24 protein-coding genes are annotated in these 23,035 nt (G+C 52.3%); 17 read left to right on the forward strand and 7 right to left on the reverse strand.

The annotated features are described in order from the left end of the window. Nucleotides 1-2 precede the first annotated feature (2 nt). From H5P27_RS17960 to H5P27_RS17975, 4 genes are read left to right on the forward strand one after another with little or no spacing between them, the layout of a single operon-like run. Nucleotides 3-1,328 (forward strand): FAD-binding oxidoreductase, encoded by a 1,326-nt coding sequence (locus H5P27_RS17960; RefSeq protein ID WP_185661808.1) that lies wholly within the window; start codon nucleotides 3-5, stop codon nucleotides 1,326-1,328. Nucleotides 1,329-1,346: 18 nt separating this feature from the next. After that, a complete protein-coding gene (locus H5P27_RS17965) occupies nucleotides 1,347-1,748 on the forward strand; it encodes a VOC family protein (RefSeq protein WP_185661809.1) in 402 nt (133 codons plus the stop codon). A 25-nt stretch (nucleotides 1,749-1,773) separates the two neighbouring features. Continuing rightward, a complete protein-coding gene (locus tag H5P27_RS17970) occupies nucleotides 1,774-2,508 on the forward strand; it encodes a sulfite exporter TauE/SafE family protein (protein WP_185661810.1) in 735 nt (244 codons plus the stop codon). 25 nt (nucleotides 2,509-2,533) lie between these two features. After that, on the forward strand, nucleotides 2,534-3,922 hold the full coding sequence (locus H5P27_RS17975; protein ID WP_185661811.1) for an FAD-binding oxidoreductase: 1,389 nt from the start codon (nucleotides 2,534-2,536) through the stop codon (nucleotides 3,920-3,922). 16 nt (nucleotides 3,923-3,938) lie between these two features. Here H5P27_RS17975 and H5P27_RS17980 read toward each other — a convergent pair whose 3' ends face one another. Continuing rightward, a complete protein-coding gene (locus H5P27_RS17980; protein WP_185661812.1) occupies nucleotides 3,939-4,961 on the reverse strand; it encodes an ABC transporter substrate-binding protein in 1,023 nt (340 codons plus the stop codon). Between the two features lie 97 nt (nucleotides 4,962-5,058). Between H5P27_RS17980 and H5P27_RS17985 the strand changes: the two genes are divergently transcribed. After that, on the forward strand, nucleotides 5,059-5,958 hold the full coding sequence (locus H5P27_RS17985) for an alpha/beta hydrolase fold domain-containing protein (RefSeq protein ID WP_185661813.1): 900 nt from the start codon (nucleotides 5,059-5,061) through the stop codon (nucleotides 5,956-5,958). Nucleotides 5,959-6,001: 43 nt separating this feature from the next. On the opposite strand, the gene H5P27_RS17990 is transcribed toward H5P27_RS17985, so the two are convergent. From H5P27_RS17990 to H5P27_RS18000, 3 genes are read right to left on the reverse strand one after another with little or no spacing between them, the layout of a single operon-like run. Next, nucleotides 6,002-6,820, reverse strand: a complete 819-nt coding sequence (locus tag H5P27_RS17990; RefSeq protein ID WP_221774782.1) for an ABC transporter ATP-binding protein — start codon at nucleotides 6,818-6,820, stop codon at nucleotides 6,002-6,004. Continuing rightward, the gene (locus tag H5P27_RS17995; RefSeq protein WP_185661814.1) at nucleotides 6,820-7,827 is read right to left on the reverse strand and encodes an ABC transporter substrate-binding protein; all 1,008 of its coding nucleotides are present in this window, start codon (nucleotides 7,825-7,827) and stop codon (nucleotides 6,820-6,822) included. The genes H5P27_RS17990 and H5P27_RS17995 overlap by 1 nt, the downstream gene beginning before the upstream one ends. After that, nucleotides 7,827-8,804 carry an ABC transporter substrate-binding protein gene (locus H5P27_RS18000; RefSeq protein ID WP_185661815.1) on the reverse strand — a complete coding sequence of 326 codons (978 nt, stop codon included), beginning with the start codon at nucleotides 8,802-8,804 and terminating at the stop codon, nucleotides 7,827-7,829. The genes H5P27_RS17995 and H5P27_RS18000 overlap by 1 nt, the downstream gene beginning before the upstream one ends. 147 nt (nucleotides 8,805-8,951) lie before the next feature. Between H5P27_RS18000 and H5P27_RS18005 the strand changes: the two genes are divergently transcribed. Continuing rightward, nucleotides 8,952-10,094 carry an aromatic ring-hydroxylating oxygenase subunit alpha gene (locus H5P27_RS18005; protein WP_185661816.1) on the forward strand — a complete coding sequence of 381 codons (1,143 nt, stop codon included), beginning with the start codon at nucleotides 8,952-8,954 and terminating at the stop codon, nucleotides 10,092-10,094. A 15-nt stretch (nucleotides 10,095-10,109) separates the two neighbouring features. Then, the gene (locus H5P27_RS18010; protein WP_185661817.1) at nucleotides 10,110-11,441 is read left to right on the forward strand and encodes an FAD-binding oxidoreductase; all 1,332 of its coding nucleotides are present in this window, start codon (nucleotides 10,110-10,112) and stop codon (nucleotides 11,439-11,441) included. A gap of 40 nt (nucleotides 11,442-11,481) precedes the next feature. Here the strand turns inward: H5P27_RS18010 and H5P27_RS18015 are convergent, their stop codons facing one another. Continuing rightward, a complete protein-coding gene (locus tag H5P27_RS18015) occupies nucleotides 11,482-12,459 on the reverse strand; it encodes an ABC transporter substrate-binding protein (RefSeq protein WP_185661818.1) in 978 nt (325 codons plus the stop codon). A gap of 130 nt (nucleotides 12,460-12,589) precedes the next feature. Between H5P27_RS18015 and H5P27_RS18020 the strand changes: the two genes are divergently transcribed. Genes H5P27_RS18020 through H5P27_RS18050 form a run of 7 tightly spaced genes read left to right on the forward strand, consistent with a single transcriptional unit; the run spans nucleotide 12,590 to nucleotide 18,775 of the window. Beyond that, complete coding sequence (locus tag H5P27_RS18020; RefSeq protein ID WP_185661819.1) at nucleotides 12,590-13,366, forward strand: DUF3450 family protein; 777 nt, start codon at nucleotides 12,590-12,592, stop codon at nucleotides 13,364-13,366. Nucleotides 13,367-13,404: 38 nt separating this feature from the next. Then, nucleotides 13,405-14,796 carry a MotA/TolQ/ExbB proton channel family protein gene (locus tag H5P27_RS18025; protein ID WP_185661820.1) on the forward strand — a complete coding sequence of 464 codons (1,392 nt, stop codon included), beginning with the start codon at nucleotides 13,405-13,407 and terminating at the stop codon, nucleotides 14,794-14,796. Nucleotides 14,797-14,819: 23 nt separating this feature from the next. Continuing rightward, nucleotides 14,820-15,422, forward strand: coding sequence for a MotA/TolQ/ExbB proton channel family protein (locus H5P27_RS18030; protein ID WP_185661821.1), 603 nt, complete (start codon nucleotides 14,820-14,822; stop codon nucleotides 15,420-15,422). Nucleotides 15,423-15,433: 11 nt separating this feature from the next. Then, nucleotides 15,434-15,838, forward strand: a complete 405-nt coding sequence (locus H5P27_RS18035; RefSeq protein ID WP_185661822.1) for an ExbD/TolR family protein — start codon at nucleotides 15,434-15,436, stop codon at nucleotides 15,836-15,838. Between the two features lie 16 nt (nucleotides 15,839-15,854). Next, nucleotides 15,855-16,529 (forward strand): energy transducer TonB, encoded by a 675-nt coding sequence (locus tag H5P27_RS18040; RefSeq protein ID WP_185661823.1) that lies wholly within the window; start codon nucleotides 15,855-15,857, stop codon nucleotides 16,527-16,529. Nucleotides 16,530-16,532: 3 nt separating this feature from the next. After that, on the forward strand, nucleotides 16,533-17,912 hold the full coding sequence (locus H5P27_RS18045; RefSeq protein WP_185661824.1) for a tetratricopeptide repeat protein: 1,380 nt from the start codon (nucleotides 16,533-16,535) through the stop codon (nucleotides 17,910-17,912). A 41-nt stretch (nucleotides 17,913-17,953) separates the two neighbouring features. Further along, on the forward strand, nucleotides 17,954-18,775 hold the full coding sequence (locus H5P27_RS18050) for a DUF3891 family protein (protein ID WP_185661825.1): 822 nt from the start codon (nucleotides 17,954-17,956) through the stop codon (nucleotides 18,773-18,775). Nucleotides 18,776-18,838: 63 nt separating this feature from the next. Here the strand turns inward: H5P27_RS18050 and H5P27_RS18055 are convergent, their stop codons facing one another. Further along, a complete protein-coding gene (locus tag H5P27_RS18055) occupies nucleotides 18,839-19,870 on the reverse strand; it encodes a transglutaminase-like domain-containing protein (protein WP_185661826.1) in 1,032 nt (343 codons plus the stop codon). Between the two features lie 372 nt (nucleotides 19,871-20,242). On the opposite strand from H5P27_RS18055, the gene H5P27_RS18060 reads away from it, so the two are divergent. Both H5P27_RS18060 and H5P27_RS18065 read left to right on the forward strand, forming a co-directional pair. Continuing rightward, nucleotides 20,243-21,235: a 2-hydroxyacid dehydrogenase gene (locus H5P27_RS18060; protein WP_185661827.1), complete on the forward strand. Its 993-nt coding sequence runs from the start codon at nucleotides 20,243-20,245 to the stop codon at nucleotides 21,233-21,235. 55 nt (nucleotides 21,236-21,290) lie between these two features. Continuing rightward, nucleotides 21,291-21,824, forward strand: coding sequence for a protein tyrosine phosphatase family protein (locus H5P27_RS18065; protein WP_185661828.1), 534 nt, complete (start codon nucleotides 21,291-21,293; stop codon nucleotides 21,822-21,824). Nucleotides 21,825-21,841: 17 nt separating this feature from the next. Here H5P27_RS18065 and H5P27_RS18070 read toward each other — a convergent pair whose 3' ends face one another. After that, nucleotides 21,842-22,534 (reverse strand): DUF4336 domain-containing protein, encoded by a 693-nt coding sequence (locus tag H5P27_RS18070; RefSeq protein WP_185661829.1) that lies wholly within the window; start codon nucleotides 22,532-22,534, stop codon nucleotides 21,842-21,844. Nucleotides 22,535-22,752: 218 nt separating this feature from the next. Between H5P27_RS18070 and H5P27_RS18075 the strand changes: the two genes are divergently transcribed. After that, nucleotides 22,753-22,977: a hypothetical protein gene (locus H5P27_RS18075; protein WP_185661830.1), complete on the forward strand. Its 225-nt coding sequence runs from the start codon at nucleotides 22,753-22,755 to the stop codon at nucleotides 22,975-22,977. Nucleotides 22,978-23,035 lie beyond the last annotated feature (58 nt).

Genomic DNA, 23,035 nt, shown 5'->3' on the forward strand with positions numbered 1-23,035 from the left:
CCATGTCATCCCTTACGCCCGACTCCTTGCAGGAGCTCCTAAAATTAATTCCGAAAAGCGTAGTAGACCTCGATCCTGCGGCCCTGCTGAGAGCGTCACGCGACTACTACTGGATGTCCCCGATTCTGAAACGAAAACTCGCGGATCGACCTCCAGCAGAGATATTGGCCAAACCAGAATCGGAAGATCACCTCCAGACGATTCTAAAATGGGCCTACCGGAACAACATACCCGTAACCCCTCGTGGCAAAGGCACCGGCAACTACGGCCAAGCAGTCCCCATAGATGGAGGCCTAGTGCTGGACCTGACGAACTTGAATGCTATCCGCTCGATCGAAGAAAATTGGATAACCGCTCAAGCAGGCTGTAACTTTCGGCAACTGGAGAGGGCCGCATCTGAGACGAATCAGGAACTTCAGCTCGTCCCTAGCACCACTGGCAGTACTCTGGCTGGTTTCCTCTCTGGCGGCAACGGTGGAGCAGGATCCGTCACTTACGGAATGATCTGGAATGGTTTCGTGGATACATTAAAAATATATCCCTGTACGCAAGACTCAGAGCCATTTTTGGTGCAGGGTAAAGATTGCAACCCCTATCTACACGCCTACGGAACGACAGGGATTATCGCGGAGGCAAAGGTTAGACTCCGCCCTCGTAGAGATTGGACCGCGTTTTTCTTCTCGTTTTCTCCTGACCAAATAGAAGCGGTGGCCGCCGCGTCTCAGGAGATAGTACACCTCCCCATCCCACCTCGCCTAAACTCCTTCGATCTGCCCGATATCGTAGACTATTTCGGCGATGACGAGCGAATGCCTAAAGGACGAATTAGCCTGAGGTCCATGGTAGCTAGCTCGATGGCAAGTCGTATCCAAGAAATCGTGCACAAGCATGGAGGAACGTTCGAAGCGGAAGACCCAACAGCTTTGGAATATCTCCACACCCACTCTTTCAACCATCCCACGCTTCGCATAAAACAGAAACGCGCGGACCTTTGCCACCTGCAAATCAAGGGTGCTGGAATCATAAAAAACCTACCCCAAATAATAGCTCTACTTCCAGAGGCTAGCTGCCATTTCGACTCGAGAAAAGAAGCAGGAAACGCTGATAGCTACGGGGGTATCCTACTTTCCCGCTACGAGAGCGAAGAGCTCCTTCTTCGGGCTATCTCTGAAATTCGATCGATGGGCCTCCAAGTGATCAATGTGCACAACCATCAGCTCGGAAACGGTCATCCCCCTAGCCTGGAGTTGATACAAAAGACGCGATCAAAAACCGATCCACTCCACCTGCTAAACGACGGCCGTATTCCTCGGTCGACTGACTCCTAACCCTGAAAGCTTTAGACTATGATTACCCAATTAGACCACATTGCCCTCGGTGTTGAAGACATCGAAGCGAGCATCGCGTTCTTTACGCAAAAACTTAATTTTAGAGTCGGTCGCCGCGGAACACACATGGTCAGTGGCCGCCCTATCGTATTCATCTGGGACCCGGGAACCGGCACCAAGTTCGAGCTTATCGAGGTAGACGCCGGCAAAGGAGGCGTAGACCATTTCGCCTTTCGCACGGACGATGTCACCGCTGATTGCCAAGCGATGTCCGAGGGGGGGTATCCTCCCGTTCGCGGCCCCAAGCGGACCGAGACAGCAAAGATGGAAACCGCTCATTTTGTAGCCCACGAGGGCTTGAAGATACAAATATGCAACTATGACGAGGGAGCGGAGGATACCATTCTTCCGAGTTCCTGACCGATAGCTTTGTATTGCCTGCCCCATGACAATTGATTGGCCAACCTTCCTGTATCTAGCGATTATCCTCTTCATTGCAGGCTTCTCGCACGGGGTGACCGGCTTCGGAGTTGGCATCGTGGCCATCTCGCTACTCACCCTTTTCCTCCCGATCTACTACGCTGCCGCATTCGCCGCATTAACAGCGCTGCTCACGGGCTTGGTTATCCTATTCGTTTATCGCAATTCGTTCACCTTGCGACCGGTTCTGAAGCTCCTCGCAGGAGCCATCCCCGGAATTCCGGTGGGCATGCACTTCGTCAGGAAACTGGATTCCCAAGTTGCCCTTTCTCTGCTCGGAGTCGTTATCATCGGATTTTCTTTGTTCTCCCTGAGTCGTCCACATTTGCCTAAGATTAAGTATCCATGGGTTGCATACCTATTTGGATTCGGCTCAGGCACGCTCGCCGGGGCCTTCAACGCAGGCGGCCCCTTCGCCATCATCTACGGCTTGTGCTCGGGTTGGAACGAAAAGGAATTCAAAAGCAACATCACCGGTTATATGATGATCAATATGACCGCCTTAATCGTCATGCACGGAGCAAATGGCAATCTCCCACTTCCCCACCTAAAGCTTTTCGCTTTGGCCTCCCCCATTCTCATACTATCCGTGCTGCTCGGACTGAAATCAGCGCATCTCCTAAACCCGCAGACCTTGAAACGTATAGTCCTCTGTTTCCTTCTGCTGATTGGTGTCAAATATTCGATCTCCATCGTCTGACTAACCCCAAACGCATTTTATCCACATGCCCATTAAGCCACTTGAACCTAAGCAACTCCAAGAGCTCGCTGAGCTTTGCCCGGAAGGAGATTTCCTAACAGACGAGGCGACCCGAACCAAACTTTCGAGGGACTACTACTGGTATTCGCCGCGTCTTACACCCCTACTTGATCCAATCATTGCAGACGCCGTCATTGCGGTTCGATCCATCGAAACGCTCAAGAAGGTAGTCGCATATGCGGCTAAAGAAGGGATTCCGTTAACGCCCAGAGGCGCTGGAACGGGTAACTACGGCCAGGCAGCACCTGTCCTTGGCGGACTTCTCTTAGACATGCGACCGCTCACCGAACCACTTAAAATCGATAGAGAAACGGGGAGATTACGGGCAACCGCAGGCGTTCGCTGCCAGACCATGGAAGAGTTCGCACGCCCATTTGGCTGGGAGTTGCCCATGTATCCATCTACTTGGGTCAAATCCACGATTGGAGGATTTCTTGCCGGAGGCTCAGCCGGAATCGGGAGCATAAAAAACGGCGTTTTACGCGATGGCAAAACCGTCACTGCTATGACGATTCTCGATAGCAGCCAGCCTCCGCAATTGCATCGCATTACAGGTGCAGACTGCCTCAACTACCTTCATGCCTACGGGGTCAATGGCTTTATCGTAGACGTCGAATTGCAACTCGTGCCAAAATTGCCCTGGGAGCAAGTCGTCCTTTCTTCTCCCGATGCAATGAAGCTTTTCGCTTTCGCCCACAGCCTCGCTCGTGATCATGCTGAAAAACTCCGGCTCCTAAACTTTCAACAATGGCCCATTCCCTCCTTCTTCATTCCCTTGAAGAAGCACTACACCGAGGGCGAGAGCATCATCCAGCTGGAAGTCACCACCGAGTACCTTTCCCTGATTCTGGATAAAGCAGAAAGCGAGGGAATCTCGGTTAAACTCCACCTTCCACACAAAGAACCGAGGCGAGCTCCCATGCTTTCGGATTTCGTACAGAATCACTCCACCCTTTGGGCTAAGAAAGAAGATCCCAGCTACACTTACCTTTCCGCCAAGATCGATTTCCAAAATTGGGAATCCGCAGTACGCCGACTCATGGATTGGAAGGATCCCGTATTTGCACTGCGAGCTGACTTCAATCAAACCGATGGCAAACCTTCAGTCGCCGCGGGGCCTATCTTCAAAGCCCCCGACACAGAGACACTCCAGAAGGGAGAGAGAGCTCTGCAGGAAATGGGGATCTATTTCTATGATGTGCACTCACCCTTCCTCGACCGGCGGGGAATGGAAACGATGCACAGTTCAAAAATCCGCCTCAAGTCGGTACGCGACCCGAGTAGAATATTCGGCATCGGGAAACTGGCTCATGAAGCCCCGGACCTAGGATCAGAAATGTCGAAATCCTGGTAGAATCCAGTAAACGCTTCTAGCTGCTGGGTATCGGTTTTTCCAATACCTTGTCTACCACTTCCCAGGCCATAATTTCGTCTGCGAGATATTTCCGCGATACAAGGCCGAGATTCAGGAGTTCGTCCGCCATTTCCTGGACACGCTCCCGGGTGACTGATCGGAGATCCTCTACCTGCCCAGAAGGACCCGTCACAATGCCGTGACTCAACATTTGTTCCCGGGCCCATTTCATGAACTCTAGATCTTGCTCCGGGTTCATCTCCTTAATCGCAGCGTGAGCGATTTCGTAGCCATCCCCCTCCGCAATATACTCAGCCCAGCCTCGGTGCGATATGGCGACGACCTTCTCGATCAAGTCCGGATCTTCCTTCACGAGATCAGTGCGCGTGTAAAGCACTCTAAAAGAGTCCAGTCCTTCGTTGTAAATAGGAAGTACCCGCACATCTACCCCTTCTCGCTCCACGAAATACGGTTCATTGGTTAGATAGCACTGCTGCACGAGTTCCTTGTCCGAAAGGAATCTGGCTATAGTTCTCATGTGCGGGATCGTGTTGAGCGAAACGCCGTGCCGGGCCTCTAGACGTTCCAGATAAAGCGAACCAGCGGAGGCCATAACCGGTCGATCGCCAATATCAGTAACTGAATACACATCCTGATCCGCGTGCACCATTAGCGAAAGCGGAATTCGTTGCAAATAAGCTCCCACTGCTACTAATGGCAAACCGCGGTCAATGGCCATGATCACGTCCTCAAGCCGAGCCACTCCAAAAGTCACTGTACCTTGAGCGACCTTCTGCCGAGTGTTATCATTGGGGCCACCCGCTTTCACTTCCATTACGATTCCAGCGGCTTCGTAGTATCTCTTTTTCCATGCGAGATAAAACCCTGAGTGCTCAGGTTGAGCATACCAATCTGCTTGAATTTGAACAGCATTAGCTTCATCTTCAACAGCTATTGTATCCACACTTTTGTTACTGCATCCACTGACAAAGATTACAGTAGAGACAATCGAGACCTGGACCGCTACTTTCTTGAACATCTCAAAAGTGAAATGTCCCAACTTTCTGGATTCTACATACATTGCGATTTGCTAAGCATTCGCCATTCCCACTGAGAGACAAAGAGTCCAGCAAAACGTGGCCCATCTTTTGCTTTGCTTGGGCATGATCTACGCCGGCTACTCGACCCAAGAAGAAATCGACCATCAGCTTTCTTACGGAATGGTCGGACCCAAACGCGACGAAGCGTACGCGAATTTTGTAGAAGGGGCTTACCGAGCGCGAGATGCCTTTTCCCCAAAGCTTGACCTTATGTACGGTCCGGCAGACCGCCATCGCCTAGACTTTTTCCCAACTCCATTGGGAGCAGACAAAGCCCCAACCATCATTTTCTTTCACGGAGGCAGCTGGCGCCTGAGCGACAAGTTCTTTGCGAACTTCTGGGCAGAGGCGTTCTGTCCGGCGGGCTACAATTTCATCGCCGCCACCTATGGCTTTCTACCGCTCTTCAGTATGGATCAAATCATAGATCACGCCCGGCTGGCAGTGAACTGGGTGAGCGACAACCACGCCAAACTCGGGATCGATCCGACCCGCCTCATCGTGTCCGGAAACTCAGCGGGCGCACACTTGGCCATGATGGCAATGGTTAACGACTGGACCGAAACCTCTTTAGATCCGCAGAACATTTTGGGATGTTTCGGATTCTCTGGTCTCTACGACCTGGAAATGGCTCACCACAGTTCTAACTCCCGCCAGTACGTGACGAGCGTGAAGGACGCGAAAGCTTGGTCGCCATTCTATCATGTCAAACGCGACCTACCTCCAGCGTTCATCGTTTTTGGAGACGACGAAACGGAGGAGTTCGCCCGACAAAGCGCCGTCATGCATCAAGCTTGGTTAGACGCCGGAAACCAATCGACTCTAGTCAGCGCTCCGGGAGGAAACCACTACAATACCCAATGGTTCGCTCGGACCGAAGGCGATCCCCTTCATCAGAAGCTAATGGCCTTCCTCAAAGAGATAAGCCAAAAGTAACCAGTATCCAAATACATCTAAACGTTTCGGTCTGGACTGCACGCTAGTGCATGACAGAGCGAAGCGACATTGAAGTGCGACGCACCAAGTCTAGAAACTCCGTCGTTTCTCGCAACTCGGCGGTACGTGGATAAGAAAAGGGTACTTCGATGATCTCGGCTACTCGCCCAGGATTGGCTGACAAAACAACAATGCGGGACGATAGAAATACGGCTTCCGCGACGGAGTGCGTTACGAAAAAGGCAGTCCAATTTTCCTTAGCCCGAATCTCGAGAATCTCCTCATTTAAGCGATCTCGAGTCATTTCGTCCAAAGCGCCAAAAGGCTCGTCCAAAAGCAAAATCCTGGGAGAAAGCGAGAGTGCCCGAGCAATGGATACGCGCATACGCATGCCACCCGAAAGCTGATGCGGGAATCGGTTACGAGCGTGATCGAGCCCAACCAGATCGATCATCTTATCGGCGATATCCTTGCGGCGATACTTGTCGATGTGCCCTTGCACCTTGAGAGCGAGCTCCACGTTTTTTTGCACTCTCAGCCAGGGGAGCAGATTCGCCTCTTGGAAAATGTAGGCCATCTCCGCGCGAGCGTTTTCAGGTGTCATACCATCGATTACGATTTCGCCAGCGGTGTTGGGAGTCAGGCCCGAAATCAGACGCAACAAGGTGGATTTACCGCAGCCACTTGGGCCAATGAGACTGATGAACTCACCCGCTTGCACCTCAAGATTGATATTATCGAGAATGACCGGTCCAGTGCCGAACTGCTTTTGTACTTCCTTAAAATAGACTTGCGGGAGTGCCATCATGGGCTTCGTAAGCAAGCTACCTGCCACATTCTCTTCTGAATTAAAGTCTTTCATTACGCATCTACCTCTTCCCAGCTGAAATCGAAATCTACCCAATCCAATTCGTCCGGAGACAAATCGCTCAACTCGCCAACCTCCAGAAGCTGTTCGATCAATTCACTCACTTCCTCTCGCGAGACTTTACCCCAAGTTTCCCTGATCTCGGGACGCCGTCCCGAAATAACCCCTTCCTCGATCAAAACGCTTCGAGACCAATCCATGAAATCAGGATCCATCTTGGGATTTCGCTTAGCTATCAACTCGTGCGTCGAACTGGGATCTGCCTCTAAATATCCCTTCCATCCAGCCATCGACGCTTCGAAAAAACGGAGCAAGGCATCCTTGTTCGCCTCCAACGTTTCGCGACTCGTGTAAAGCACATGCGGCGGATCATATCCGGCATCGGCAACTATCAGCGTCCGCGTCTCCATGCCTTGCCGCTTCACGTGATAAGGTTCGCTGGTTATGTAACATTGCTGGGCATCGAGCTCTCCCGACACAAATTGTGCCATTCCCCAGTTATGAGGAATGAGCCGCATCTTGATTCCAAAATGCGACTGCAGATAATTGACGTAGGGAGCGTAGATCGTGGCCATGACCCGCTTTCCATCCAAATCAGCAAAATCATGAATATCGCTACCCGCAGGAACCATGATCCCGCTCGGCGCGTGCTCGGAGTACTTTCCGATCACAACCAAGGGCAACCCCTTCTCCACCGCGGCTGCCAGTAGATCCAAGCGAGTAATGCCTACGGTGGCTTCGCCTTTGGCTACCTTTTGCAAAAACGGAAGGTTCGGAGCCGTATCAAGGATCGTAACTCTCAAGTCCGCCCGATCGTAGAGTCCTTCCGCCAGAGCAAAATAAAACCCACCCTGCTCCGGCTGGGCGTACCAATCCGGTTGCAGAGAAATCGGAACAACCTCCGCCCCCGAGTTCTCTTCCGTATCCCGATCGCCACAAGCCACCAGAAAGAGGCAACCCGCAATCGCCCCCAATTTCTGGATACGAGAGAATCTAGGCATCAAAGCGACTCCAAAAAGCTCAGGTCCGTTGACGCTTCAATATCGATTTTCTTCTTCAGGAAACCGATTTCATAAAGCTCGTTCATCACTTCGTCCAATCGCGCCACGTCTAGCCAACCGATACCGTGAGGATTCTCTTTACCCTCGATTAGCTTCTCCCTGATCATTACCTCCCGTGCGAAGTCCATTCCCGCTTCGTCCAAAGTCGGGTTCATTTGTTTGATCATATCGTGGGCCGCAGTTACGTCCTCCGCGGTGAGATAGTCTTCCCAACCAGCAATCATTCCCCGCAAGAAACCTTTCACGATTTCCGGATTCTTTTCTGCGTAGCTCTTGCGAACTCCGATCACTCGAAAAAGGTCAAAGCCGATGGAGGATAGCGTCATAGTCCTAACCTTTATTCCTTCACGATCCGCATAAAAAGGCTCGTTCGTGATGAAACACTGCTGGGCGATTTCTGGATCCGAAAGAAAGAGAGCCGCATTGCCGCTTAACGGTATTAGCGAGAAATCGATATCGAACTTCTTCTTGATCACTTCGAGAAATGGAATCCCTGGCCGTGCCATCACACGGCGTCCATCCAAGTCTGCCATCGTCATTACTGGACTACTTTCCCGCACCATTATGGCCTGGGGATCGTGCTGCATATAGGCCGCTACCAGCACGATCGGAAATCCCTTTTCGATAAGGGCTAAGGATTCTTCCAAACGAAGATCCGCGATATCAGCTTCTCCTGCCGCAAGCATAGCGCCTGCCGTGTTTTGAGGCCCACCATTTTTCAAGGTCACCTCTAAACCCTCGTTGGCAAAATGCCCGGCCACCACGCCTTGGAAAAAGCCACCTCGCTCCGGCTGCGCATACCAGCCCATCTGAAAACGTACTTTCTTAGCGCCATCTTCTGACTCCTTTTCACCACAGCCCGCGAGGCAAAGCAGAGCTGAAAATGCAAATAGCGGATACACCCAGTGTTTCATCATCGTACGTAGCGGGAACATTGCCCCGCCGGGAGCAGTAGTTGCGCCAGACTATCCCTTCAGCGAGCGACTCCGCAACCTATTGGCGCAGACGTTGCTTGCTCGTGAGTTAACCCGCACCCGCTAATCTAAACCGACTGACACTTCGCCATGCTAATTACGAAACAAGCCGTATTTAAACGCTTCTGGTATCCCATCGTGCCCATGGAAATGCTGAAGGAGGGCCCACAACCGTTTACGCTCATGGGCGAATCTATTGTTCTATGGGCTGACAACGAAGGGGCTCCCCGCGCCGCTATCGACCGATGCTGCCACCGCATGGCGAAACTATCGATTGGCTGGGTCGACACCGATGGTTGCATAACCTGCCCCTACCACGGCTGGCGTTTCGACGGCTCCGGCCAATGCCGCAGCGTTCCGCAAATCGGCGACAAGGTCCCTAACCACCAGCTGAAAATCAAAGCGTACTTGTGCGAAGAGAAATATGGATACGCTTGGGTGTGCCTGAGCGACGACCCGATAAGTGGCATACCGGAGTTCGAAGAAGCAGGTGATCCCGATTTCCGCCAAGTCTTCGAGTTCTACGAAACATGGGACTGCGCCAGCATGCGTCTCATGGAAAACTCTTTCGACGCCGCTCATATCGCCTTCGTGCATAAAGATTCATTTGGCGACATCAACAAACCTGTCCCGGAACTCGGCAAGCTCTACAAAACGGAAAACGGGAGCTTCTACATGCTTAACAAAAACCGGGTCGACAATACCAAGGTGGATCGCTCCGTGACTGGCGAGGACGACGACGTCACCTATCGCACCACTCGCACCGACTATTACCCACCCGTTATCCGCAAATCGAAAATCCACTACCCGGGCGGACTCATCCACTCCATCGTAACCTGTGCCACACCGATTGCCGACGGAACCATGCAACTTTGCCAATGGGTCTACCGTAACGATACAGAGGAAGACGTGCCGGCCGAAAAAGTGGTCGCCTTCGACCGTATCGTCACCATCGAAGATCGCCACATCCTCGAGTCGTGCGATCCAGATGTACCCATAGATCAATCACGTCGAGCAGAACTGCACATGGCATCGGATCGTCCAGGCATGCTGATTCGCAACATCCTGATGGAGCTTCTCAAGGAAAACGGAGAACAAGAGGTCTACGGCGATCACTTCATCCAATACGAGACGCCAGAGAATATCGAATACCGGAAAAACGAGGTCGACCCTGTCAAAATGCCGGAGGAAACAGGCAAGCCAGCCTCCTCCCCTGTGGACAAAAGCGTTTAGGGCACGAATTCCGCAATGCCGCTTCCCGCCGAATTTTCGCAAAAACTTGCCGAGATCGTTCCAGCCGAGGACTTGAATACCGAACCGGAGTCGGTTCGGAAACGGTCACGAGACTACTACTGGTTCTCTCCACGACTCGAACGTGAGCTCGCTGAAAACACGGCGGACGCGGTATACACAGTCCGTGACATGGAGACCCTGCGATCTGTCGTCTCCTTAGCCTGCAAACACAAAGTCCCCCTCCACCTCCGCGGAGGCGCTACAGGTAACTTCGGACAAGCGGTGCCCTTATGCGATGGGCTGCTAATCGATTTTAGTTCCTTCGATCAAATCATCGCGGTCGAGGGCAACACCATAAAAGCCCAAGCCGGAGCCCGCTGCCGAGCGATCGAAGACGCCGCCCGTGCCGCCGGCTACGAGATGCCGTGCTACCCATCGACTTGGGCGAAGGCAACCATTGCAGGTTTCGCGGTAGGCGGATCCGGAGGAGTGGGAGGGATGCGCAACGGCCTACTGCAACACAACAACATGGTAGAGCAGATCAAGCTGCTCACCATCGAAGAAGAGCCACAAGAAATCGTCCTTTCCGGAAGCGATACGACTGACCTTATCCACTCCTTTGGCGCGGTTGCGTTAATCACAGAAGTATCGGTCCGTCTGGAACCCAAGGAATCCTGGGATCAAATTGTGGTGTGTGGAAACTCTTTCGTAGAGCTGTTCGCATTTGCCGCCAGACTTGCTAACGACCGCAGCATTCCCCTTCGCACCATGTGCTTCTTGGAAAATCCGCTGCCGCATTACTGCATCCCGATACGCAAGCATCTTCCCGAGAACGCAAACGCTATCCTTCTAGAGGTTGCCCAATCCGGTACCGACTCGCTCAAAGCCTTGGCATTAGACAACGGATACACGGTTCCCTTCGAGATTCCGCACGCCGAACCAAGACGCAGCCCCATGCTTTCGGACTTCGTGCAGGGGCACAGTATCCTTTGGGCCTTAAAAGGCGACGAGCGACTGGCATCCCTTTCCGTATTTCTATCCTTCGATAATTGGAAAGAAGAACTGGAAACCATTCGGCCCAAACTCGGACACGAGTGCTTCATCCAAGCCGATTTTCACCGAACAGCGGATCAGCTCTTCATGCAATGTTCGCTACTCTTCCCCTTCGTCGATGAACCGCACCTAGACGAAAGTCTCGAGAAGCTTCGCGAGATGGGAATACTACGATTCAACAGCCACGATCCTTATATCGGCAGCAAACTGAATCCAGATAGACTCTCTGCGAAACAGAAGATGAAAAAGCGATTCGATCCGCACGAACTACTCAGTCCTGGTCGTTTTGGCTAAGCGGAGAATCGGAGAACGAGCGGGCCTGCTTCTCAAGCCGCTAGATTCGTTCTCCAATACTGAAATCCACAAGCTCTTCGACCGAAAGGGAATCCCCCACCGCCCCAAGCGTCTTTAGGATAGAGAGTATCCGTTCCACCTTCTCTGGACTGATCTTCCCGAAATCGTCGCCGGTCCAAACTCCACTTTCTCCATACATCTTCGTTAGCTCATCGCGAGCCCAACGCATCGATTCGATCGAGCGGGCTGGATTCTCTTTGGCCAACCAAGCCAGTGTCTCCTCAGCATCCCCTCGCAAAAACTCGTCCCAACCTTTAAGCGAAGCTCGAACGACTTTGGCTACAAGTTCGGGATCCTGCTCAAGCAGATCGCGGCGGCAAAAGATAACCTCTGGATTCTCCCAGCCTGCTTTGCTCAGCTCCAAAATACGCACCGGCACGCCACGCTCTTTTAACGTATAAGGTTCGCTCGTCAGGAGTCCTTGTTGGATAAGATCATCTTGAGCCAAGAATTGGCCGAGCCCGAAGTCATGCGGCACAATGCGCATCTCGAGCTTGTATTCATGTTGTAAATATTTCAGCCAAAGATCTTCTCCGCGGGCCTTTACCATACGGTGATTGAGATCAGGAAAATCTTGAACTGGGTCATCCTCGTGAAGCAACAAAACCCGCAAAGTCGCCGGTCGGTAGGAGGCAACAGCCACAAGGGGTAAACCGCGATTAATCGCAACGCTCAGCTTTGCCAGTACAGAGATGCCAAAGTCCGCTTCACCGGCTGCCACGTGAGAATAGATATTCATACCCGCTGAAGCCGGACGGACTTCGACATCAATTCCCTCCTCTTCGAACAAACCGGATTCCGAAGCATGAAAGAAACCTCCATCTTCAGGCTGAGGAGCCCAATTGGTCTGCAATACTAAGGGAGCATCGGAACGTGGCCCCTCCCTGCAGCCTACGAGAATCAGCAAATTCAAGAGCAGCGATATATAATAGAAGTGACCAAATTTTGTCGGAAGCATTCGTGGCATCGCCTTACCATAGCAGCCAAAATGCCAGCTCCGTTTTAGCGTTTAAGCCGATCTTATAACATCCTTCAAAAAAAGTTACGTATGCCACTTTCTGGCACGCGAGCAGCTAGAAGCTGGCCCCATGGGAAGACCTCGCCGATTCATCCAAGCTGCCGCTCTCGCCTCCATCTGCTCATCACTCATTCCAGCAACTGGGTTCGCGCAGACTGACGCTTCAACCATAGAAATGAAAATCCTACAGTGGATGGAAACCGAGCGATTGATCTCGGAAGAATCTACTGAATGGGAATCCGAAAAAGCAGTCATCGAAGATATGATCTCTTTGATGGAAACAGACAAAGCGTCTCTGCAGGAGAAAATCGACAGCGCCAACGAGCTCAGTTCCGCCGCCGATGAAGAGCGTGCCGCAATCGTTGAGGAAAAAGATAAGCTCACTGCTACGGCAGATGCCTATGTATCCATAATCTCAGATGCGGAAGCAAAAACGCGTGAGCTGATTCCGATGCTGCCTCCTCCCTTCACCGAGGAAATCAAGCCTTTGATCTCGCGCCTTCCCGAAGATTCCAGCACCACAAAGCTCTCCCTTTCACAACGTACTCAAAACGTAGTCGGTATCCTATCGCAGGTAGATAAGTTTAATTCGGGAGTCACCTACCTGAGCGAAATCAAAAAGGTCAGCGATGACCAAAGCCTCGAAGTTCACACCCTTTATTTCGGTTTAGCCGCAGCCTATTTCGTAGATACCCAAGGAGTTACCGCAGGATACGGCACACCTAGCCCAGAGGGTTGGGAGTGGACGACCGACACCGACTTGGCCCCGGACATCCAAAAACTCCTAGCAATATACCAGCAGACTTCCCAAGCGGAGTTCATCGAACTTCCAGTGAGTATCTACTGATCCACTACACCATTCCTGCCGAAACCTGATCGCTCGTCATGTTCAAATTTTCCACCCTACTTTCTTCTGCGATATTGATCGCAACTCCTGCACTGCTTGCCGCTCAGACACTGAGTCAAACGGATAAGGAAATCGAATCCAAGCTAGCTGACGCCCTCTCTCGCCTTTCTTCGGCTCGAGCCGAAATACGCGACGAAAAGGTGCCTCTCTCCCGCAAGCTCAACGAGCTGCAGGCCGAGATCAAAACTCTGGACAAAGAAGCGGAACGCATCGATCGCCTCCGCGAAAACAGTAATTTCGACCTGACCAAAATGCAGGAGTCTGTGAAGGCTCGTCAGGAAGAAATCCAGTTCGCGTCCAACCTGCTCCTCGAATACGCAAGAGGCCTCGAAACGCGGGCATCCATCGCCGAGCTAAGCACGCTCGAACCGCTGATCGACGAGTCGCTCCTCGCCGCCGACGTAGAAGACGGCACGGGTCTTAACAAGCAAGCGGAGATCATGATGATCGGTCTGGATCGCGCCAAAGAGCTGGTCGGAGGACAGATTATACAAGGGGAAGCCATTCTCCCCACCGGAGCATTCGAAGACGGTAAGTTCATACTCTTCGGCCCAATCACCTACTTCAGTTCCGATAAATCCGGCCTAGGTGGCATCGCTCAGCGGGGAGCGTCCTCAGAGCCGAGCGTAGTGGATATCGGAATACCGGATGCGGACGAATCGATTGCAACGCTTGCCAGCAGCAAGTCTGGAAAACTCCCAGTAGACTCTACCATCGGCAACGCTATCGCTCTCGCCTCTACCGAAGAAACGATCCCCGAGCATATCGCCAAGGGCGGTATTTGGGTATATCCAATTCTTGGATTCGCCCTTCTCGCTACCATGGTCGCTGGATTCAAGGCCTTGGAAATTTACTCTATAAAGCGTCCAGCCGACTCGGAAATCGGAAAGCTGTTCTCGGCGATCACTTCTGCTGACCAGGAAAAAGCATTGCATATCGCGAACGCAATGCCCGGCCCGCTTGGTAAAATGTTCCAAGCTGGCTCCAAGAATATTTTCGAGAGCAAGGAGACAGTTGAAGAAGTTCTCTACGAGGAGATGCTGGAGACGAAGCCGAAGATCAACCGAATGCTTCCCTTCATCGCAGTCACCGCTGCGACCGCTCCGCTGATGGGTCTCCTGGGAACCGTTACCGGTATGATCAACACCTTCAAGCTGATCACCATCTTCGGCACCGGCGACGCGAAATCACTTTCTTCAGGCATCTCCGAAGCTCTTATCACCACAGAGTTTGGTCTGATCGTCGCCATCCCAGCTCTCATCATGCACGCTATCCTATCAAGGAGGGCCGGAGCTATGATAGGTGACATGGAGAAGTCGGGAGTCGCCTTTATCAATGCCCTGCCTAAGAAGGAAAAGAGCGCCAGCTAGGAACGAATCTTAACCTAAGTTCCATGAGTAGCTCATTCTACGAATCGATGATAGAGATCTGGACCGGCGGCGGCTGGCTCATGATCCCTCTAGCGATTCTCGTGATCGTTATTTATTACGTCCTCTTTGACACCTGGGGCTTTCTCTCTCGAAACAACTTCTATCGGGAAGACCCCAACGCCTGGGAGCATTGGATTGATCGCCCGGAAGATTCCCAAGGCGAGATTGGGCACATCTTGCGCTACGTTCGTGGAGATCGCCTCCCTATCGCCGATATGCGCTGGCGCTTCGAGGAAGTTCGCATCGCCCTCCTCAAGCCGATAACCCGTCGCATCATTTTTGGAAGTATCCTGACAGGTACCGCTCCCCTAACCGGTCTGCTCGGTACTGTGGCCGGGATGCTCAGCACATTTGGCGGACTCTCCACAGGAGCGGGAGGCGAGACCGTGGACGTGGTAGCCGGAGGCATCTCTCAAGCCCTCATCACTACGCAAGCAGGCCTCATCGTCGCGATCCCCGCCTACATCATAATCGCCTCAATCAAGCGCCGACGAGACGAGATGGAGCTGTTCCTCTCCAAACTCGAAACCTACACCGTCAAGCGCGTAGAACATCTTCGCAAGTAACCACCCACCGCATGAGAAACAGACCGTCACTAGACGATTCCGACAATCAAACCGATGAGCTAAACATCTCTCCGCTCATCGATATGGTATTCATTCTCTTGATCTTCTTTATCGTGACCACGGTATTCGTTGAAGAAACAGGTGTGGACGTTAACAAGCCGCAAGCTGCCTCCGCAGTAGATCTTGAGAAAAACAGTATCCTGATCGCAATTACAGATACAGGCAAGGTTGTGTACGGGGGACGAGAAATCGGTCTCTCCGGAGTTCGCTCTATCGTCCGTCGCAATACACAACGCGAGATGATGCCAGTAATTATTCAAGCCGATCGCAACGTACCCACGCACCTGCTGGTAGGGGTGATCGACGAATCTAAGTTGGCCGGAGCCGAATCGGTCAGCATTTCGACCGAGAATTAGTCGGCACCTGGATTCCATGAAGTTGGCACAAGACAGTAGCGGATATCGCTCGCCGAGCTACAAGCAAGGCCTAGCCATACGCGTTGCGCTCACCTTACTGATGGGCTTGGCAATCTTTGCCCTGCTTCCCTTCACACAGCTTATAACCGCTCTGAGTCAGAGCGACAGCACCGTGCGATCGGTGGAAGTTACGCTCCCTCCTCCGCCGCCCCCACCGCCGGAGCCGCCACCGCCAGAACAAGAGGCAGTGGAAGAACCGCCTCCGCAGATGACGCCGCCGCCGCCGCCAATCTCTCTCGCAGCCCTCGATTTGGCCCTCAACCCAGGGATGGGTGACGCGATGGCTGCTGCCATGCAAGTCGGAGGCTTCGGCGTCCAGCCGGATGCCATCTCTGAAATGCAGATCTTCTCGATCGCAGATCTCGACGAGCAGCCTCGTTTCGTCAGCGGCCGCCCTGTCCAACTTCCTTACTCTATGCAGCAGGGACGGATCCCCGGCCGGGCTCGCATTAAAATTCTATTGGGTCCCGAAGGACGGATTCTGGCAGCCAACCTAGTCGAGTCCAATCACCCCGACTACGGACCCGCCGCCCTGTCTACCGTTAAGTCCTGGGTCTTCACGCCACCAACCAAGGACGGAGAGCCCGTCCGTGCTGAATACATCCTTCCAGTCTCAAGCAAAATTCGATAAGCCATGACTCGTACTCACCTCCACCGCTCCTTTCGCCGACTAACCGCGATCGTTCCCGGAACCATCGCCCTGCTCGGAATCTCAACATCGAATGCGCAGACATTTCCGCTAAGCGAGAACGCTTGGGACAACCCTGAATTTCAGGAGCGTTTCCTCGGGTCCTACGGTTTCATGACCGAGACGGAACCGACCATCTCGAAAGAAGAAGGCGAACTGTTTCAAACCCTCGCTCCTACCATCCGGTCAAATCCGCAACAGGCAATCGAGACGCTCAAGTCAGCCATCACTCCGGAGTCCAGCGCCGCCCTCACCTACACGCTGGGCAACCTCTACCTGCAAACGCAGAAGGCTGACTTAGCCGAGCAGGCCTACCGCGACGCCATCAAGAAATTCCCTAACTTCGCTAGAGCCTACATGAACATGGGACTCGTGCTCGTCCAAGACCAACGTTTTGAAGACGCGACTCCTTTCCTCACCAAGGCCGTTGAACTGGGCACCGGAACTGACACTGTCTACGGATTGCTCGGGCTCGCGTATCTCAACCAGAAGTTCTACGACTCCGCTATAGACGCCTACCGCACCGCCCTGATTCTGAATCCAGAAAGTAAGGACTGGAAACGCGGCAAGCTCAGCGCCTTGATCGCTTCCGGCGAAAATCTCGCCGCTCAACGCCTTTTAAACGAACTCCTCGTCGAAGAACCTGACAACTCCGACTACTGGAAGTTCAAAGCAAACAACTACCTCACCCTACAGGACACGGAGAAAGCAGCCGCAAGTCTAACCGTTGCCACCATGTTGGGTGCAGACGAGTTTTCCGTGCAAAACCTGCTTGGCGATTTGTATATGAACGAAGGTCTGCCAGCCCTAGCCCTCAGCGCTTATCAAACCGCGATCAAAGGTGAAGGCGTTGTGGCCGAAAGAGCCTTGAGAATGCTCAAGATCCTTACCGACCAAGCGAATTTCGAACAAGCTGAAGTGCTTGCATCCGATATAGAAAACGCCCTGTCGTTGGGAGAAACAGATCCGTCCTACCTGGAACTGCTCAACTACAAGGCCAAGATCGCCCTAGGACTCGAGCAAGAGGATGCGGCAGCGGAAATTCTGGAAAACATCGTTAGCGTGGATCCGCTCAATGGCCGCGCCTTGATACTCCTCGGCGAATACTTCTGGAAAAAGGACGATCTTGAAAACGCCCTCGTACAATTTGAAAGAGCGGAAAAGGCGAAGGACTTCACGATAGAAGCGATGCTCAACCGGGCACGCGTCTACGTGCAGATGAAGGACTATCGTGTCGCAGCGGACATCCTACGCAGCGTTCAAGCCATCGATCCCAAGCCTTACATCGCCAACTACCTCACCCAGGTCGAAGCGGCAATTCGCTAGCTTGATACTAAGTTGTAACGGTATCCAATTTTCCAAGACCTATGATTCGTATCGAAACCCCTGAAGGTTGGTGGCTAATGGGCCATCGCGATCACGCACGTTTAGCCGCCGCATTTGGCCACCACTGGTCGACAAAGGACTTTCCAGCTCCAGAGCCTCGCAAAGAAGTGCTCACAGCAATCACCCACCACGACGACGCCTGGGTGGAGCGGGATAGCGAACCGGAACTCACTCCCGAAGGCCGTCCTAGCGCCTTTACCAAAGAGTTGGTCGGCACCTACGACGCTTTTGAGGAAATTGACTTCTACGCATACTTAAAGGTACGCGGCCAAGCAACGGAGGCACAAGCGGATGCCAATCCCTACGCCGCTATGCTGATCAGCATGCACACCGAGAGTTTGCTTACCAACGGAGCCGACCTCAGCACCTTAACGGAAGAGGAACGAGTTGCTCACGGCGAATTCATCGCCGGACAACAAAAGCGTCAAAAAGAGCTGCTAGCGGAAGCAATTAAACGCGACCCGAGCCTAGAGCCTTATTCGACTCCAGAAACGCTCCGCCGGGCTTTCGAATTCCTTCAAGCCTGTGACAGCTTTTCGCTCATCACCTGCGTCGCTTTTCCAACCAGTATCCCTTTGCAGCATTTACACCCGGATGAATCTGGGGCTCGCCATGAGATTAAAGTGATTCCGCTTGGCGATAATTGCTACCGCCTCGAGCCCTACCCATTGGACGAGGAAAAGATAAGCCTAACGGTCCCAGCTCGCTTTGTACCTGGCAACACCTTCGAGAATGTAGAAGCCTTCCGCAGCGCGTTTTCAGTCGCTCAGGAAGAAAAGATTACCATCACTTTGACCAAGTGACCCTGGATTTCACCGAGCTATAATTGTTCTAGCCGTATCCGCACGGCAAGCACGACGTCAGGCTCAGTGAAAACGTGCCAGCTCGGGCTTCGAGGCCAAGCCTTTGTCTTGTTCCTGCCTTTGCTTTAAATCCATAAGAGCGATTTGGAAAGTGGAATAGCTAGGCAGGATTTTTAAGGCGTACTCCAAGTGCTTCGTGGCTTTCTTGAGATCGCCCTGTTCCGCAAACTGCTGGGAGCGATAGTAGTGATAAAATGGATTCCGCTTGGAGCGTTTGGATCCCAACTTGGCGTACTTCTCCGATCGATTGGTATCTCCAACCGCTTCATAGTAGGCAGACAACTGGAAGCAAGCCGAAGATGAGGAGCGGTTCAGCTCCGCGGCTTTCACGAGGGATTCTTCACCCTCTTTTTTATTGCTGGAGCGGAAATGATACAGGCCACGATTTTGCCAAGCGGTCCCATTTTCAGGATCCATTTCAATCGCTCTCTGAATCAGCTCTCCGGCCAATTCCAATTTTCCATCCGCCAAGGCGAGCAAACCTTGGTTGTTGTAAAAGTGGGAAAAGACTCGCTCATCTGAAACTGGATTTCGGCTATGGGAAGCCAACTCGACTAACTCGGGCTGAGCGTCCACCACATACTGATTTCCACCCACGTAAACAAGGACGTTGATATGAATGGTTTCCACCAAGATCCCATCCACGTTTTCCCAGATCGGGGTATAATCTAACTGGTTGAATCTAGCATCTAGCCCCACCGAGCGGGCGAAAGAGGTAAAAAGCATGGCAAGCGAAACGCAGTTTCCTCGTTTCTCCTCAAAGGCTTTTTGAGCACTGAAGTTAGCGGCTGAATCATAGGTAAACCCATCTTCCGCTCCATAGAGAGCGTCCAGGATTCCTTGCATTCGCTCAACCGGGGGTTGCTCCTCACTCACGCCGCTACTCTGCAGAAAATCGATCATCTGCTTATTCAACTCTAAGCTAGACTCGGCCAGTCCACCCTCCGGGCTCGACGATTCGCTCGCGGTGGCGAGCGATCCAAAGAGGCATAAGATAGCGGATAAGGAACAAATGTGGCGTAGCGTACGTTTCATGGCGAATTTGGCGAAGAGTTCGAGTGGCCCGGAAGGGCCGGAGGAGGCGTCGTTCAGTAATCCAATACTCAGAAACGTAGCCAAAGGTTACAGTCGTCTGCCTCAAATAATCATTTCTTAGCATAGACTCCGCCAAGCGCCTCCTTCGGGCTCGGTTAAAATGATTTCAGTTACTCCGACTAGGAACTTGTGACGATTGAGCGCTGTTGAAACCTTCAGCGGGATACGGTTGGACAGTTATCCGATTGGGCATAGGGTTCCTATATCTGGGAGCTCGATGATAACGTTACGACTGTAGATCCCGCATTTGTATCACTCTCCCCGCTACAAAAAGAATAACCCAGCTCGTCCCCTAAGACGGAATCTAAAATTATGAAAATCGCATTTTTCAGCAGCAAACGCTACGACGAAAAGTACTTCAAAGCCGCCAACCAGTCTCAGCACGAGCTAGTCTTTTTCGAAACGAAGTTGGCAGAAAGATCAGTCTCTCTCGCGGAAGGCGCGACCGCGGTTTGTGTATTCGTGAACGATCACGTCGATCGTCCCACCCTTGAGGGACTCGCTCGCCTAGGCGTCAAGTACGTTGCCTTGCGTTGCGCGGGATTTAATAACGTGGATTTGGAGGCCGCTGAAAATCTAGGACTGAAGGTTGTGAGGGTTCCCGCTTATTCGCCACACGCCGTAGCGGAGCACACGCTGGCTCTTTTGCTTACTTTGAACCGTCGCATCCACCGCTCCTACAACCGCGTTCGCGAGGGCAACTTCGCTCTCGATGGACTCGTGGGCTTCGATTTACACGGACTCACAGTAGGGATCATTGGGACCGGAAAAATTGGCTCTATCGTAGCGTCCCTTTTCCAAGGGTTTGGCTGCCAAGTTATTTGTCACGACAAGTTTGAGAACGAATCGCTCATTTTGGCCGGAGCGAGCTACGTCGACCTTGAGACCATCTTTTCACAGTCCGATGTCATAAGCTTGCATTGCCCGCTGATGGAATCGACCCATCACCTTATTGACGCAGCTTCGATCTCAAAAATGAAAAAGGGCGTCACCATCGTGAACACCAGTCGAGGAGGCCTCATTGACACCGCAGCCGTGATAGGTGGCCTGAAAAACGGTCATATCGGGAATCTGGCTATCGATGTATACGAGGAGGAAGATTCCATGTTTTTCGAGGATCAGTCTGCCCTCGTCATGCAAGACGACGTCTTCGCCCGACTGCTTACTTTTCCCAATGTGCTCGTGACCGGACACCAAGCCTTTTTCACTGATACTGCTCTGACTCAGATCGCTAGTGTCACGCTGCAAAACCTGAACGATCTAGCAGCAGATGGATCGTGCAAGAATGAGGTCAAAGCAGACTGACCCGGACTCCTTTCTTCGATGGACACTTTCTAAGACCCTAACAAAGATACCCGCTATGCTTACTCCAAAACGAATCAAATTCCTTGCCGTGGTAGCGCTGGGCACCCTAGTCGCTCTAACAGGATGCTCCAAATCGTCCGAGGCAGAAAGCCTTCCACCGATTGCCAACCTTCGGCAACCCACTGACAAAATACTCACCGGCGGACAGCCAAGTAAAGAGGATCTCGCCGAACTCGCTTCTTCAGGCGTGAAACACGTCCTCAACCTTCGCCCCGCTTCCGAAATGGATTGGGACGAAAAATCCTACGTCGAGAGCTTGGGGATGACTTACCACACGATCCCCGTGGCAGGCGCTAAGGATGTGAATGCAGAGACAGACTCCGAACTGGCAAAAACCCTGAAAGAGATAGGCGACGAAAAGGCCTTCCTTCATTGCGCAAGTGGTAATCGCGTAGGAGCTGTAATCGCTTACCACGAATTCACCGAAAAGGGAGCTAATGTAGAGACAGCGATTTCCACTGGCAAAGAGTGGGGATTAACGAAACTGGAAGAACCCTTGCGGACTAAACTCCAAGAAATGTCTCAATAATCTGGCTACAACAGAACCTAAGCGCAGACGCTCTCGAGCCAGCCTGCGTCCTCAAACGCGTCGGTCACCTCGGCCTTCGCGTTTTTTAATATCGGTTCACCATGCCCAACTACAACTTGTTGAAAGTCCCACTGCAGGAGCTTCAGAATCGAAGAACGAAATGCCTCCTCATCCGTAATCGCGAGCTTGAACCGCCGAGACACTCCGGGGGACTTACGCTTTCCAAGACCAAGGGTGAGCAACAATTTTTTCCAACTGGAATCGACCTCCGGGAAGTTAAGTAACAGGTCACAAACGATCAGGGTCCGACTAGGACGGTGAAAAAAGACATACTCATTGAACCAGGGCGCTCCCTCTATCCGCAGGACCTCTATCTCGTCTGACCACGCCTCTGGAGCCGGGAAGATGGGGTCTGGCCTCGGCACGCCTTCGAGACTTGGAAAATTAACGGGAGCAAGGAAAGTAGCATCAGGGAAGAAGCTAAGCCCCTCCTTCGTGAACGTATCATGATCATTCATGGGCTCCACAACCCAAGCAACTGGACCAATCTCGCGAAGCTCCAACAGATGAGTTTCTTTGAACGGAGCCGTCGAATGCAATAGGACTTCCCCACTCGCCAATCTGATAGCTGTAACGGTTCTGCCTACATCCAATCCTAAAAAACTCAGTTTGTGTTTCTGTATCCAAATATTGGTCCCTATCTGTTTCATTCGCTCTCCTCAGGTTGATCTTCTTGTCTGTTCATCCACTCATTTGCAGAAATCGCGCTCAAGGAAATGAAGGGATGAATTAGCGAATATCGGGGTCTCGAAAGTGCAGGATGCAAGGGATCCATGTTTTTTGCATCGTTCAAGACCTTACCCAAGGGGGTCTTGATAGGTAGTCCGCCTCCAAATGCGGATGGCGCGGTTTAGGCGTAAACGGCTCTATGGAATTAAAAAAGCAAGAATTGGACTTTGACTACGATCGAGCTGGACCGGGAATCGTTTCCGGCAACGGGAGTGGCCAGCAAGAGGAAGCTCTCAACTTAGAATTGGCGACCTTAAGAGGCCTAATTCAGCACACACCACAAGAGGCTAAAAACTCAGAAGTTCCCCAATCCGTAATTAATACATTTTTCGACTCCAGTTTCTCAATACTTAACGGACACTAGCCAAATTCTAAGACAGCTTAAAAACCACCGACGCTAAAAGCATCGGTGGTTTTTTTGT

This window comes from Pelagicoccus albus (assembly GCF_014230145.1).
Lineage (GTDB): Bacteria > Verrucomicrobiota > Verrucomicrobiia > Opitutales > Opitutaceae > Pelagicoccus > Pelagicoccus albus.

Bases quoted from the DNA above. Each gene is read 5' to 3' on its own strand.
- H5P27_RS17960 (WP_185661808.1), top strand. From the start codon at position 3: ATGTCATCCCTTACGCCCGACTCCTTGCAGGAGCTCCTAAAATTAATT.
- H5P27_RS17965 (WP_185661809.1), top strand. From the start codon at position 1,347: ATGATTACCCAATTAGACCACATTGCCCTCGGTGTTGAAGACATCGAA.
- H5P27_RS17970 (WP_185661810.1), top strand. From the start codon at position 1,774: ATGACAATTGATTGGCCAACCTTCCTGTATCTAGCGATTATCCTCTTC.
- H5P27_RS17975 (WP_185661811.1), top strand. From the start codon at position 2,534: ATGCCCATTAAGCCACTTGAACCTAAGCAACTCCAAGAGCTCGCTGAG.
- H5P27_RS17980 (WP_185661812.1), bottom strand. From the start codon at position 4,961: ATGTTCAAGAAAGTAGCGGTCCAGGTCTCGATTGTCTCTACTGTAATC.
- H5P27_RS17990 (WP_221774782.1), bottom strand. From the start codon at position 6,820: ATGAAAGACTTTAATTCAGAAGAGAATGTGGCAGGTAGCTTGCTTACG.
- H5P27_RS17995 (WP_185661814.1), bottom strand. From the start codon at position 7,827: ATGCCTAGATTCTCTCGTATCCAGAAATTGGGGGCGATTGCGGGTTGC.
- H5P27_RS18000 (WP_185661815.1), bottom strand. From the start codon at position 8,804: ATGATGAAACACTGGGTGTATCCGCTATTTGCATTTTCAGCTCTGCTT.
- H5P27_RS18005 (WP_185661816.1), top strand. From the start codon at position 8,952: ATGCTAATTACGAAACAAGCCGTATTTAAACGCTTCTGGTATCCCATC.
- H5P27_RS18010 (WP_185661817.1), top strand. From the start codon at position 10,110: ATGCCGCTTCCCGCCGAATTTTCGCAAAAACTTGCCGAGATCGTTCCA.
- H5P27_RS18015 (WP_185661818.1), bottom strand. From the start codon at position 12,459: ATGCTTCCGACAAAATTTGGTCACTTCTATTATATATCGCTGCTCTTG.
- H5P27_RS18020 (WP_185661819.1), top strand. From the start codon at position 12,590: ATGGGAAGACCTCGCCGATTCATCCAAGCTGCCGCTCTCGCCTCCATC.
- H5P27_RS18025 (WP_185661820.1), top strand. From the start codon at position 13,405: ATGTTCAAATTTTCCACCCTACTTTCTTCTGCGATATTGATCGCAACT.
- H5P27_RS18030 (WP_185661821.1), top strand. From the start codon at position 14,820: ATGAGTAGCTCATTCTACGAATCGATGATAGAGATCTGGACCGGCGGC.
- H5P27_RS18035 (WP_185661822.1), top strand. From the start codon at position 15,434: ATGAGAAACAGACCGTCACTAGACGATTCCGACAATCAAACCGATGAG.
- H5P27_RS18040 (WP_185661823.1), top strand. From the start codon at position 15,855: ATGAAGTTGGCACAAGACAGTAGCGGATATCGCTCGCCGAGCTACAAG.
- H5P27_RS18045 (WP_185661824.1), top strand. From the start codon at position 16,533: ATGACTCGTACTCACCTCCACCGCTCCTTTCGCCGACTAACCGCGATC.
- H5P27_RS18050 (WP_185661825.1), top strand. From the start codon at position 17,954: ATGATTCGTATCGAAACCCCTGAAGGTTGGTGGCTAATGGGCCATCGC.
- H5P27_RS18055 (WP_185661826.1), bottom strand. From the start codon at position 19,870: ATGAAACGTACGCTACGCCACATTTGTTCCTTATCCGCTATCTTATGC.
- H5P27_RS18060 (WP_185661827.1), top strand. From the start codon at position 20,243: ATGAAAATCGCATTTTTCAGCAGCAAACGCTACGACGAAAAGTACTTC.
- H5P27_RS18065 (WP_185661828.1), top strand. From the start codon at position 21,291: ATGCTTACTCCAAAACGAATCAAATTCCTTGCCGTGGTAGCGCTGGGC.
- H5P27_RS18070 (WP_185661829.1), bottom strand. From the start codon at position 22,534: ATGAAACAGATAGGGACCAATATTTGGATACAGAAACACAAACTGAGT.
- H5P27_RS18075 (WP_185661830.1), top strand. From the start codon at position 22,753: ATGGAATTAAAAAAGCAAGAATTGGACTTTGACTACGATCGAGCTGGA.